This is a genomic window from Tolumonas lignilytica (genome assembly GCF_000527035.1).
In the GTDB taxonomy this organism is placed as follows: domain Bacteria; phylum Pseudomonadota; class Gammaproteobacteria; order Enterobacterales; family Aeromonadaceae; genus Tolumonas; species Tolumonas lignilytica.
The window spans coordinates 1,522,501-1,535,323 of the sequence record NZ_AZUK01000001.1 but is presented as its reverse complement, the minus strand read 5'-3'; the positions used below and the strand labels follow the sequence as shown (position 1 = coordinate 1,535,323).

Below are 12,823 nucleotides of genomic sequence, written 5' to 3'. Positions count from 1 at the left end.
ATTTTTATTACGAGTGAAGCCTATGCCTAGGCAGGTAATGACGTCTCATCCCACTGTGCAGGGTTTAATTGTAGCCGTTTCCACCAGTCGGCATGGGCCAAAATCTCCCCATGTTCACCAATGGCCGGATATTCGAGAGCTTTGTCCTGGCAGAAGGTGGCCAATCGGGGGTAACCGCCTTCAAATAGCAGACGTTGCTGTTCATCCCGCGGTAACTGGCATTCACGCTGATAGTATCCGGCTTGCTGTCGCTGACGTTGTGCTTCATACAAGATCAATGCACTGGCAACAGAGACATTCAGCGACTGCACCATCCCTACCATAGGAATGATGATGTCTTGATCTGCAAGGGCTAAGGCTTCCTGGCTGATACCGTGTTTTTCGGCGCCCAACAGGATAGCGGTCGGCTTGGTGTAGTCAATTTCGCGAAAATCCACGGCACGGGACGAGAGATGAGTGGCCAAAACCTGCATATTTTGCTGTTTCAGCGTCGAGATCGCCTGCGCAATGGTGTCGTGCCGCTGCTGTCTGAGCCAGTGATGGCTGCCTTTGGCGGCTCGATTGTTTTCCCGCACCGCTTCGGGCCAAACAGCATGGATCTCATGCACGCCAACCGCATCACAGGTGCGGATAATAGCCGCAATGTTATGGGCCTTATTGACGTGTTCAAGACACACGGTCAAATCCGGCTGCCGGCGGGCCAGCATCTGCCGGATTCGGGAAAGTCGTTCCGGGCTCATGAGTCTGATTCTTTAACGCGTAACCGGCTGGTGGTTCGATTGACACGTAATACATCCGGCATGACACGGATCTTGCGCATGATATCGGCCAGATGGACGCGATGTCGTGCGGTGATCAACAGATTGACCTGATAAACACGGGCATCTTTTTCTTCGGTACTGATGCTGTGGATATTGGCGCCGGTCGCGGCAATGACATTGGCCAGCTGGGCCAAGACGCCCTGATGGTTATTCACCTCCACCAGAATGCCGGTTTTGAATTCCTTATCCCCGAGCTGTTCCATATCCCATTGTACGGGCTGGTATTTGTCTGGTTCACGGGTGTAGTTGCGAATGTTCGGACACCCTTCCTGATGCACGACCAGCCCCTTACCCGGGCTGATATGGGCAATGATGGCATCACCGGGGATCGGTCGACAGCACTTGGCAAAACTGACCAGGATGCCGCCGGCACCCCGGATCGGCAGTTTGCGATGCGAGGTTGACGTTTTCTTCTCGGGTTCCTGCTCATGTTGTCCCAGCAGGCGACGCGCAATCACCACGCTCATCTGATTGCCGAGGCCGATGTCAGCGAGCAAACCATCCAGCGAGTCGTGGCGGGTATCGTGCAAGACCTGCTGCAGATTTTCCGGCGGCAGATCTTCGATTTTTTTGCCGCCCAGTGAATGACTGAGCAGGCGGCGGCCGAGAATAATCGACTCTTCGGCGCGCAGATTTTTCAGGAACTGGCGGATCTTGGTTCGCGCCCGCGAAGTGACGACAAAGTTGAGCCAGGCTGCATTCGGACGGGCGCCGGGCGCGGTAATAATTTCAATGGTCTGGCCGGAGGTCAGCGGACGACTGAGCGGGAAGGGTTGACGCTCCACCCGTGCCCCGACGCAGCTGTTACCGATATCGGTATGTACGGCATAGGCAAAATCGACCGGTGTGGCGCCTGTCGGCAACTCAAGAATTCGGCCTTCCGGCGTAAAGACATAGATTTCATCCGGGAAGAGGTCGGTTTTTACACTTTCAATAAATTCAAACGAGTTACCGGCACTTTGTTGCAGTTCCAACAGATTTTTCATCCAGCGCTGGGCGCGAATTTGAGCCGTACTGCCAGAGGCATCGCCATTGCTCTTATAGGCCCAATGCGCGGCAACCCCTTTATCGGCCATTTGATCCATATAATCTGTGCGGATTTGGATCTCAACCGGAACACCGTGCGGGCCAACCAATGAGGTGTGCAGCGACTGATAGCCATTGGTTTTGGGGATAGCAATATAATCTTTGAAACGACCGGGGCGGGGCTTATACAGGCTGTGCATCTGACCGAGCACACGGTAGCAGGTATCGATATCATCGACGATCACACGGAACGCATAGATATCCATCACCTCATAAAAGCGCAGCTCTTTCTTCACCATCTTGTTGTAGATGGAATAGAGGTTTTTCTCCCGGCCATATACTTCGGCTTTGATGCCGACTTCCTGCAGACGATGTGCGATGCCCTCTTTGATCGAGTCGATCACCGCTTTCCGGTTGCCGCGTGCGCGTTTCACCGACTCTCGCAGGATCCGGGCGCGCATGGGATAGAGCGCTTCAAACCCCAGCTCTTCGAGTTCACTCTTGAAGGCGTGAATACCCAGCCGGTTGGCAATAGGGGAGAAGATCTCCAGCGTTTCACGGGCAATCCGACGGCGCTTATCCGGCCGCAGTGCACCCAGGGTGCGCATATTGTGCGTCCGGTCCGCGAGCTTGATCAGGATAACGCGGATATCCTGCACCATCGCCATTACCATCTTGCGGAAGTTTTCCGCCTGCGCCTCGACGTGATCGCGGAATTTCAATTTATCCAGCTTGGAGACACCGGCGACCAATTCGGCGACCGGCTGACCAAACTGTGCCGCCAACTGCTCTTTGGTGACGGGGGTATCTTCAATCACATCATGCAGCAGTGCGGCCGAGATCGTTTCATAATCCAGGTGCATGTCAGCGAGGATCGTCGCTACCGCCACGGGGTGCGTGATATAGGGTTCGCCGCTGGAACGTGTTTGTCCTTCATGCGCATCACGAGCGACCAGAAAGGCATTCTGGATCTGAGTCACCTGTTCCGCAGGCAAATAGCTGCCCAGTAATGTTTTTAAATCTTCAAACAGATACAAAAGTGACCCCGCTTCACGACTCATCGGCGTACAACCATATCCTGCAGTTTGCGATTATTCCGCACACTTGTAAATAATGACAAAAACGGCACCCTAAGGTGCCGTTCGTAAGCAGCAAATCGTTGCTTAGAATCCGTAATCGCGATCCTGAGTCAGCGCTGCTACCGCAGCCAGTTCGCTGGCTTCTTGCTGTTGTTGTTCAATGCGTTCTTGTGCATCCATGAACTGATCAGAGATCAAACCTTCTTCGATCTCGCGTAATGCGATCACGGTTGGTTTGTCGTTCTCTTCATCCACCAGCGGATCTTTGCCCTGAACGGCAAGCTGACGAGCGCGGCGAGCGGCCACCAGCACCAAATCAAAGCGGTTGCCAACTTGTTTTACCGCATCTTCAACAGTAACGCGTGCCATAGCAAACTCCCATATAAATCGAGGGTGAAAATTCTACTTGGTTTTAATTTATCCTGCCAGTAGCTGATTGAGCAGATCGGCATGACAAATCGCCTGCGGACGCAATTTCGCACGTTCCGCCAGTACAATGGCCTGCAATTGTTGCAATGCCAGTTCAAAATCATCATTGATGATCAGATAGTCATATTCAGGATAGTGTGACATTTCAGAAACTGCCTGCGCCATGCGTTTGGCAATGACTTCGTCACTGTCCTGACCACGACCAATCAAGCGTTGCTCAAGCACCGGTAGACTGGGTGGTAATACAAAAATCGACTGTGTTTCACTATACAGTTCGCGGATCTGCCGCGCGCCCTGCCAATCGATATCGAGGAAGACATCAATACCTTGGGCCAGAGCCTGTTCAATCAATTCTTTCGATGTACCGTAATAATTACCAAAGACTTCTGCCCATTCAAAGAAGGCATCCCGGGCGATCAGGGCCTGAAACTCGTCTTTGCTGACAAAATGGTAATGCACGCCATTCTCTTCACCAGGGCGCATGGCGCGGGTGGTATGAGAAACAGAAAGTGCCATACGGCCATCACTGTTATAGCGGGATAATAACGCGCTTAACAGGCTGGATTTTCCCGCGCCACTGGGCGAGGAAATAATAAATAATGTACCTGCAGCAGCCATCATGCGCTCCTATCAAGTAACAGGAAAAGTGATACCGGTCAGATGACGGGCTGATAACAAAAAACCCGGCACAAGACCGGGTTTTTCAGGAGTGCAGACCAATTACTTGATCTTGCCTTCCTTGTAGATTACATGCTGACGAACAACAGGATCAAATTTTTTGATCTCCATTTTCTCAGGCATGGTGCGCTTGTTCTTGGTCGTAGTGTAGAAGTGACCAGTACCGGCACTGGAGTTCAGACGAATTTTTTCGCGAGCACCTTTAGCCATGATTTATCTCCTTACACTTTTTCGCCATTAGCACGGATATCAGCCAGCACAGCTTCGATACCCAGCTTGTCGATGATACGCATACCCTTCGGTGTTAAACGCAGGGTAACAAAACGCTTCTCGCCTTCAACCCAGAAACGGTGAGATTGCAGGTTAGGCAGGAAACGGCGACGGGTTGCGTTTTTAGCGTGAGAACGGTTGTTCCCCACTGTTGGACGCTTACCAGTTACTTGACACACTCTAGACATTGTTGTCTCTCCAAAAATCTTACTTCTGCTCGCGCATTTTCTGATGCCCCGCTGCCGTATAGCAGAGCACATAGATAGAAGGCGGCATTTTATACAGCATCGCCCCGACAAGATCAAGCAAAAAGCCCTTGTCAGGAACGTTTTATAACCATCCGCGTTCGGCAAAGGAGACTGGCTCACCGTCTCCGATCACAAAGTGATCCAACACCCGCACGTCGATCAGACGTAAAGCGTCGCAAATGCGCGCAGTGATATGGCGATCGGCGTGACTTGGTTCTGCTACGCCGGAAGGATGATTATGACAGAGAATGACTGCTGCGGCATTATGTTTTAATACGGTTTGTACGATTTCGCGGGGATAAACACTGGCCGCATCGATGGTGCCAAAAAATAATTCGCAAAATTGCAGCACGCGATGCTGATTATCCAGCAATAACATGGCGAAAATTTCACGAGGGCGATCGCGAAGCTGGGCTTGCAGATAATGGCGGACTAACTGCGGACTAGTCAGGGCATCGCCGCGTTGCAACTGTTCTGACAGATAGCGATGACTCATTTCTAACACGGCCTGCAGTTGTACATACTTAGCCGGGCCGAGCCCGTGCGCCTGACAGAATTGCGTCTGTTCGGCGGCCAGCAATGCCCGTAATGAACCAAATTCCCGTAACAGTTTACGAGCCAGTTCGATGGCATTACAACCCGCCACACCGGTACGTAAAAATATGGCTAACAATTCAGCATCGCTGAGTGCAGCTGCGCCGCGTTGCAGCAATTTTTCGCGTGGGCGTTCGTCTTCCGGCCAGTCACAGATCGCCATCTTTTTTCCTTTGTCGGCAATGAAAATGCCTACTTTACGTGAGGAACTGACGCGTAAATGCCTGTGATCCCCGACAGGCATTGTGTACTATCTGGCTAAGTTTTGATGGATCTGGGGGCATACTGATGCAATTACAAGATAAACGGATCCTGCTCGGTGTCACCGGTGGGATCGCGGCTTATAAAGCGGCAGAAATTGTTCGCCGTCTGCGGGAACAAGGAGCGGAAGTTAGGGTCGTGATGACGGACGCTGCCAAAGAATTCATTACGCCGCTGACGTTACAGGCTGTCTCCGGCCATATGGTGGCGAACAGCATGTTTGATCCGCAGGCGGAAGCGGGGATGGGTCATATCGAACTGGCCAAATGGGCCGATTTGGTCTTGATTGCCCCGGCCACCGCGAATGTGATCTCCCGTCTGACCACCGGCATGGGCGATGAGTTGCTAACCACGCTGTGTCTCGCGAGTCCTTCACCGCTGGCGATTGCACCAGCGATGAATATGCAAATGTATCTGCATGCGGCGACGCAAAGTAATCTGCAAGTGTTGGCACAACGCGGTGTGCAGATCTGGGGGCCAGGTATTGGCAGCCAGGCTTGTGGCGATGTGGGGCCGGGGCGGATGCTGGATCCGGTTGATATTGTTGCGGAAGTTATCCGTTTCTTTCAATCGGCTGCCTATCCTGAATTGTCGTTTTTGATCACGGCAGGGCCAACGCGTGAAGCGATTGATCCGGTGCGTTTTATCAGTAACCACAGCTCGGGCAAAATGGGCTTTGCCGTCGCAGCCGCAGCCGCAGCATTAGGTGCAAAGGTGACATTGGTTGCCGGCCCGGTGAATCTGCCTACACCCAAAGGGGTGGTGCGTATTGACGTGGAAAGTGCGCTGGAGATGCAGGCCGCCGTCGAGGCGCAGGTAGCGGAACATCAGATTTTTATCGGTTGTGCTGCCGTGGCGGATTACCGGATGGTCGCCGTGGCACCACAGAAAATGAAAAAACAGGCTGACAGTGACACCATGACGTTGGAGTTGGTTAAAAATCCAGACATTATCGCAGGTGTGGCAAGGCGCACGAATAAACCGTTTGTGGTAGGCTTCGCTGCCGAAACACAGGACGTGGCCCGCTATGCACAGGATAAATTGCAACGCAAAGGGCTCGATATGATCGCAGCCAATGATGTCAGCCGCGCAGACCAAGGCTTTAATGCCGACCAGAATGCACTGACCGTATTCTGGGCCGATGGTCAGCAGGAACTGCCACTGGCCAGTAAACAGCAGGTTGCACAGCAACTTATTTCATTAATTATTAAGCACTATCAACATGAAACAAATTGAACTGAAAATCCTCGATGCTCGCATCGGTAATGAATTTCCTTTGCCGGAATACGCAACCCCCGGCTCTGCGGGTTTAGATTTACGTGCTTGTCTGGATGCCGCTGTAGAGCTGGCTCCGGGTGAAACACAACTGATCCCAACCGGGCTGGCCATTCATATCGCTGATCCGGGGCTTTGTGCCACCATTCTGCCTCGGTCCGGTTTAGGTCATAAACACGGTATCGTACTGGGTAATTTGGTGGGTCTGATTGATTCTGATTATCAGGGGCAACTGATGGTGTCAGTCTGGAATCGGGGTCAGGTGACATTTACCATTCAGCCGGGCGAGCGCATTGCCCAACTGGTATTTATGCCGGTAGTGCAGGCGACATTTGCGGTGGTTGATGAATTTGATGCTTCTGAACGTGGCGAAGGTGGTTTTGGTTCGTCAGGACGTCATTGATCCATTAGGATCAAGTGTAAAGAAGCGTGTCTAAGCACGCTTCTTTTGTCATAATTTGTATCAAGTTATACAAATGATAATGACAAGACGGAGCGTGCCACATGGTGGATTACATCTTGATGTTAATGAAATGGCTGGGGATGTAGTTTTGCGCTGAATCAGGCAGGCCAGCCGTAACCAGCCTGCTTCATGACGGAATCTAACGCCGATCAAACGCCATAAGTTGCGCGGTATTCTTTTACTTTTTCCAAATGCTCAGCCATTTCCGGCTGCGTTTCCAGATAACTGATTAAGTCACCCAGAGTGATGATCGCGATCACCGGCGCATGATAATCGCGCTGTACTTCCTGAATGGCAGACAGTTCCCCTTTGCCTTTTTCCTGACGATCCAGTGCAATTAATACTCCGGCCAGCTCTGCACCATTGGCCTGGATCAGATCCATCGATTCACGAATGGCGGTGCCAGCGGTGATCACATCATCAACCAGCATGATCCGGCCTTTCAACGGGCTGCCAACAAGATTGCCACCTTCACCATGATCTTTGGCTTCTTTGCGGTTAAAACACCAGGGTACATCCTGATCGTGCAATTCCGCTAACTGTACGGCAGTTGCCGAGGCAATCGGGATCCCTTTATAGGCCGGACCGAACAGCACGTTGTAACTGATCGCGCTATCAACCAGCGCAGCGGCATAGTAACGGCCTAATTTCGCCAGATCACGGCCTGAATTAAATAAACCGGCATTGAAGAAATAGGGGCTTTTACGGCCTGATTTCAGGGTAAATTCACCAAATTTCAGAACCTGTTTTTCCAGAGCAAATTCAATAAACTCGCGCTGATATGCCTTCATCGTAATTTCATTCCTTGTGACGTAAAACGTTAAATTAAGCCAGTGCTTGATGTTGCTGCTGAATAATCTGCTGAATACCCTGTTTACCCAATTCCAGCAGTTGCATGAGTTCTTCCTGCGAGAAAGGTTCGCCTTCGGCGGTACCCTGAATTTCAATCATTTTGCCGGTTTCTGTCATTACCAGATTCATGTCCGTTTCGGCGCTGGAATCTTCGTCATAATCCAAATCGCAAACCGGTACACCGTCATAAATGCCGACTGACACGGCCGCGACCATGAAATTCATCGGATTGTTTTTAATAACGCCTTTTTCCAGCATCCAGTTCAATGCGTCCACCAGAGCCACACAGGCGCCAGTAATGGACGCAGTACGGGTGCCGCCATCGGCCTGCAATACATCACAGTCCACGGTGATGGTATATTCGCCGAGCTTGGTGAGATCGACGGCGGCACGCAGTGAACGGGCAATTAACCGCTGGATTTCCAGTGTCCGGCCACCCTGTTTACCAGAAGCGGCCTCGCGGTTCATTCGGGAATGTGTTGAGCGCGGTAACATGCCATATTCAGCGGTGATCCAGCCTTGGCCTTTCCCTTTCAGAAAGCGCGGGACCCCATCGGCAACAGTGGCGGTACAAAGCACTTTGGTGCGACCAAACTCAACCAGCACGGAGCCTTCCGCATGGCAGGTATATTGACGAGTAATAGTGATGGGACGCAGTTGTTCCGGCGTTCTTCCGCTTGGGCGCATGATGATTCCTGACAGTATTTAATTGCCGCAGATTATATGCGATCTCGGCATGCATTGCATGGCTACTGACGGCGCAGGCTTGGGCGCGTATAATCACCGGAATTTCTGGCCAATTTAAAGAGCACGCCATGATCCATAGTATGACCGGTTACGCCCGCAAAGAATTCAAAGGCGACTGGGGAACGGCAGTCTGGGAAATCCGCTCCGTCAACCAGCGCTATCTGGAAACCTATTTCCGTCTACCCGAATCATTCCGTAATTTGGAGGCGGTATTGCGTGAGCGTTTCCGTCAAGGTTTGGAACGCGGCAAGATAGAGTGCAACCTGCGCTTTGAAAGCCAGGTCAGTCAGGGACAATTGCAAGTCAACGAGGCGCTTGCAGAGCAGCTGATTGATAATGCGCTATGGGTGATTGATCGTGCCGGGCAGGGGCAGCTGAACCCCGTGGATATTTTGCGCTGGCCGGGCGTAATGGAAGGTGAAGAGCAAGATATGGATGCGCTGAATGTCACCCTGTTGGCGGCATTTGATGAGGTCTTTAAGGCGTTTATCGCGGCTCGACGTTCCGAAGGCGACAAATTAAAACTGTTGTTGGAACAGCGTCTGGAAAGTGTTGCCGGTGAAGCGGCGAAAGTGCGGGCGCATATGCCGGCGATCCTGAACTGGCAGCGCCAGCGCCTACTCGACCGTCTGGCTGAAGCCAAGGTGGAGCTGGATCCTGCCCGCGTGGAACAGGAAATCGTCTTGTTGGCTCAGAAGATCGATGTTGCCGAAGAGCTGGATCGTCTTGACATGCATGTGACCGAAACCCACAAGATCATCAGCAAGGGTGGTGCCTGCGGACGTCGTCTGGATTTCATGATGCAGGAATTTAACCGGGAATCGAACACGTTAGCATCCAAATCAATTAATGCGGAAGTAACCCAAGCAGCGGTGGAGCTGAAAGTGCTGATTGAACAGATGCGTGAACAGATCCAAAACATTGAATAGTGATTAAGTAAAAAGCCCGCTTATCAGAGCGGGCTTTTTAATGGCGTTAGTTGGTAACCTGGTCTTCAACTAAAACGGTATCATCCAGTAATTCATCGCCTTCCTGTGCAGCAGTTAATTCCCCTTCCAATTTAGCCACCACAGAAGAGGCAATCGCGTTGCCGACCACATTGGTCGCAGAACGAGCCATATCCAAGAAATGATCCACGCCGAGCAACAGTAATAAACCCGCTTCTGGAATATGGAACTGCGCCATCGCTGCAGCAATCACGACCAGAGAAGCACGTGGAACCCCGGCCATCCCTTTGGAGGTCACCATCAGCAATAACAGCATTGTGATTTGTTGGCTGATCGAAATCTCCATGCCGTAAGCCTGAGCGATAAACATCGTCGCAAAGGTGCAATACATCATGGATCCATCCAGATTAAAGGAATAACCCACAGGCAATACAAAACTGGAGATTTTTTCTGAGCAGCCAAAACGTTTCAGACCCTGCAGTGTTTTCGGGTAAGCCGCTTCTGAACTGGCAGTAGAAAAAGCGAGGAGGATAGGTTCACGAATAAATTTCGGTAAACCCAAAACACGACTTCCCAAGAATACACTTCCCATCAACAGCAATAAGACCCAAAGGATGAGAATCGAACCGTAGACTTCCGTAACGAATGTGCCATAAGTCAGCAGGATACCCAGTCCCTGCTTGGCGATCAGCGCGGATATCGCACCAAAGACGGCAAATGGCGCAAAATTCATCACATATCCGGTCACCTTCAACATGATGTTGGCAATGCTTTCCATGACATCAACCACAGGCTTCGCTTTTTGTCCCAGCCCAGCGGCGGCCACACCAAAAAAGAGCGAAAAAACGACTAGCTGCAGAATTTCATTGGTCGCCATGGCTTCCACAACACTTTTAGGAATCGCATGCGTGACAAAGTCTTTCAACGTAATGGCTGCGGCACTGATCCCTGATTTTGCTGAAATATCAGGTAATGGCAAATTCAGACCAACACCAGGTTTCAACAAATTGACCATGATGAGGCCCAGTGTCAGAGAAACCAGTGACGCGGTCATGAACCAAGCCATAGACTTCATACCTACGCGCCCCACCGTGCTGCTATCACCCATTTTGGCAATGCCTACAACTAAGGTAGAAAAGACCAAGGGAGCGATAATCATTTTGATCAGACGCAAAAAGATATCGGTCAGAATTGAAATGTTTGATGCAAACGAGGCAATCGAGGAAGGATCAGCCACATTAGCCCGATACAAGTAGCCAGTGAGAATCCCCACCAACATACTGATCAGGATCATGGCTGTCAGTTTATTCATTTTCATTATAGTTTTATTCCTAAGTAGATGTAGTTAAAACAAAAAACATCCTGTCAGTGAGCCCTGTCCATGGTGGTAAATCAAAGCGGATGCATCATATATGCAGGTACATAGTTACAAAATCGCAGAAGGGATAGAGAGAAAAGCGTAAAAATGTATCCAGATATTCGGTGGAATTTACTACAAATAGCGAGATATTTGCAAAGTTATGTCTCTTTATAATGAATAAAAATTCATTATAAAGAGACAGCAGGGGTATAAATCACTAGATATGTTTTGTCTATTTTATATTCAGATGCCCATATCTGAATGCCCGTGGGTATGACAAATCAGACAGATGCGGCCACGGCATCATTTTCAGATGCCAACTCGATCCGGTTACGCCCATTTTGTTTCCCTCTCTGCAATGCGATGTCAGCACGGATCAGGCATTGATTAAAATCCTCATCAGGTAATAACTCAGCGACACCAAATGTCATAGAAACCGAAATACTCTTTCCTTTTACATTAAACGGTTCGGTTGATAATTTTTTCTGTGCTCTCAGTGCTATTTTCTCTGCGGAATCAAGAGAGCCACCCGGTAATAACAATAGAAACTCACTGCCGCCCCAGCGCGAGGCGCGATCATTGTGACGAACCGATGCATGTAATATCTGAGCGACATAGACCAGAACATCATCTCCTGTGGCTTGGCCATATTGTTCATTGAGTAATTTAAAGTGATCAATATCTGCAATCACTAATGCCATGGGTTGACGGGTATGTGAAGAGGATGAAAACAACTCATCAATCTTGTTCAAAATGGCATAGCGATTATGTAATCCGGTTAATTGATCAGTTAAAGACGATTCGGTAGAGGAGACATCTTGTTGTAACAAGGTTTTATACATATGGATTTGGTAAGTAAGCCCACCAATGGCAATGGTCATGTTTGCGTAGCGCATCAATTCGAGAAAAAGGGGCGATAACTCAACCATGGCTGGCTTGCTATAAGAGTGATAATCCAACACCAGGTAAAACAAAATAATGAGTTCAATCAGATAAATTCGCTTGGTCTGACTACAACTCGTATACAGAAAACACATGGGGATCAGCATTAGCAAATAGAAGTGAAAACCTGAATACCATCCAAGGACTTCACTGGAGATCAGGGCATGACCCGCGAGATCAATCCAGAATAAAGTGGCTATAGCTCTAAATGAAGAAGAGGCGATAAGCCATATCGCAGCCGCATAAAGCAGCAAGCTACCAATATTTGTGACAATCAGTACCGGAATTTTCAAGATAGAGAACAGTAGTATGAAAACAGAATGAACGGAACAAGCAACAATGATCGCTTGGCGTACAAATGAAAGAAAAGAATCCGAACCCATCGTTAGCTGTTTCATAAACATGCAACCTATAGAAAACAACATTAATGTATTTTAAAGATGGCACATTTTTATTAGTTCAGCAGGACGGATTCGACATGATTTGAGAATGGTGGTGAGATCGCGGTCAATAAATGATGGTTAGATGAACGATGAGGTTAAAAAAACATCGCTCGATAAAAACTTCATAAAAAGCACTTGATCAAAAAAGATCGGCCCCTATAATGCGGCCCCACTGAGACGGCAGACGCCGCAACGAGTTGAGATTCAGCACGTTAACTCAGTAAAGATTCAAGTTGCCAAGCCGTTTGTGATAAACACCGCTTGACAACGAAGAGGGAAAGCGTATGATTCGCCTCCCTGGCCTAACAGCCACGCTCTTTAACAACATATCAAGCAATCTGTGTGGGCACTTGCGTAGATTGATTAGATTGAAAAAATTTAATCAATG

The 12,823-nt window shown here is 49.8% G+C and carries 14 protein-coding genes; 3 read left to right on the top strand and 11 right to left on the bottom strand.

Going from position 1 to position 12,823, the window contains the following annotated elements:
• Nucleotides 1–26: 26 nt before the first annotated feature.
• The 7 genes from trmH to radC all read right to left on the bottom strand — a co-directional run bounded on the left by trmH (nt 27) and on the right by radC (nt 5,308).
• Complete coding sequence (gene trmH / locus H027_RS0107150; protein ID WP_024871797.1) at nt 27–740, bottom strand: tRNA (guanosine(18)-2'-O)-methyltransferase TrmH; 714 nt, start codon at nt 738–740, stop codon at nt 27–29.
• Nucleotides 737–2,884, bottom strand: a complete 2,148-nt coding sequence (gene spoT, locus H027_RS0107145; RefSeq protein WP_024871796.1) for a bifunctional GTP diphosphokinase/guanosine-3',5'-bis pyrophosphate 3'-pyrophosphohydrolase — start codon at nt 2,882–2,884, stop codon at nt 737–739. The genes trmH and spoT overlap by 4 nt, the downstream gene beginning before the upstream one ends.
• A 126-nt stretch (nt 2,885–3,010) precedes the next feature.
• Entirely contained in the window at nt 3,011–3,295 is a 285-nt protein-coding gene (gene rpoZ, locus H027_RS0107140; protein WP_024871795.1) for a DNA-directed RNA polymerase subunit omega, read from the bottom strand.
• A gap of 48 nt (nt 3,296–3,343) precedes the next feature.
• Entirely contained in the window at nt 3,344–3,973 is a 630-nt protein-coding gene (gene gmk / locus H027_RS0107135) for a guanylate kinase (protein ID WP_024871794.1), read from the bottom strand.
• Nucleotides 3,974–4,075: 102 nt separating this feature from the next.
• Nucleotides 4,076–4,243, bottom strand: coding sequence for a 50S ribosomal protein L33 (gene rpmG, locus H027_RS0107130; protein WP_012728410.1), 168 nt, complete (start codon nt 4,241–4,243; stop codon nt 4,076–4,078).
• An 11-nt stretch (nt 4,244–4,254) separates the two neighbouring features.
• On the bottom strand, nt 4,255–4,491 hold the full coding sequence (gene rpmB / locus H027_RS0107125) for a 50S ribosomal protein L28 (protein WP_024871793.1): 237 nt from the start codon (nt 4,489–4,491) through the stop codon (nt 4,255–4,257).
• Between the two features lie 142 nt (nt 4,492–4,633).
• Nucleotides 4,634–5,308 carry a RadC family protein gene (gene radC / locus H027_RS0107120; RefSeq protein ID WP_024871792.1) on the bottom strand — a complete coding sequence of 225 codons (675 nt, stop codon included), beginning with the start codon at nt 5,306–5,308 and terminating at the stop codon, nt 4,634–4,636.
• Nucleotides 5,309–5,433: 125 nt separating this feature from the next.
• On the opposite strand from radC, the gene coaBC reads away from it, so the two are divergent.
• Nucleotides 5,434–6,642, top strand: a complete 1,209-nt coding sequence (gene coaBC / locus H027_RS0107115) for a bifunctional phosphopantothenoylcysteine decarboxylase/phosphopantothenate--cysteine ligase CoaBC (protein WP_024871791.1) — start codon at nt 5,434–5,436, stop codon at nt 6,640–6,642.
• Nucleotides 6,629–7,084, top strand: coding sequence for a dUTP diphosphatase (dut, locus tag H027_RS0107110; RefSeq protein ID WP_024871790.1), 456 nt, complete (start codon nt 6,629–6,631; stop codon nt 7,082–7,084). Before coaBC ends, dut begins: the two co-directional genes overlap by 14 nt.
• A gap of 209 nt (nt 7,085–7,293) precedes the next feature.
• Here the strand turns inward: dut and pyrE are convergent, their stop codons facing one another.
• Both pyrE and rph read right to left on the bottom strand, forming a co-directional pair.
• Nucleotides 7,294–7,935: an orotate phosphoribosyltransferase gene (gene pyrE / locus H027_RS0107105; protein ID WP_024871789.1), complete on the bottom strand. Its 642-nt coding sequence runs from the start codon at nt 7,933–7,935 to the stop codon at nt 7,294–7,296.
• 34 nt (nt 7,936–7,969) lie between these two features.
• Complete coding sequence (gene rph, locus H027_RS0107100; RefSeq protein ID WP_420804654.1) at nt 7,970–8,686, bottom strand: ribonuclease PH; 717 nt, start codon at nt 8,684–8,686, stop codon at nt 7,970–7,972.
• A gap of 125 nt (nt 8,687–8,811) precedes the next feature.
• Here rph and H027_RS0107095 point away from each other — a divergent pair, with 125 nt between their 5' ends.
• Entirely contained in the window at nt 8,812–9,672 is an 861-nt protein-coding gene (locus tag H027_RS0107095; protein ID WP_024871787.1) for a YicC/YloC family endoribonuclease, read from the top strand.
• A 46-nt stretch (nt 9,673–9,718) separates the two neighbouring features.
• Here the strand turns inward: H027_RS0107095 and H027_RS0107090 are convergent, their stop codons facing one another.
• Entirely contained in the window at nt 9,719–11,008 is a 1,290-nt protein-coding gene (locus H027_RS0107090) for a dicarboxylate/amino acid:cation symporter (protein ID WP_024871786.1), read from the bottom strand.
• A gap of 323 nt (nt 11,009–11,331) precedes the next feature.
• Nucleotides 11,332–12,390 (bottom strand): GGDEF domain-containing protein, encoded by a 1,059-nt coding sequence (locus H027_RS0107085; protein WP_024871785.1) that lies wholly within the window; start codon nt 12,388–12,390, stop codon nt 11,332–11,334.
• Nucleotides 12,391–12,823: the final 433 nt, after the last annotated feature.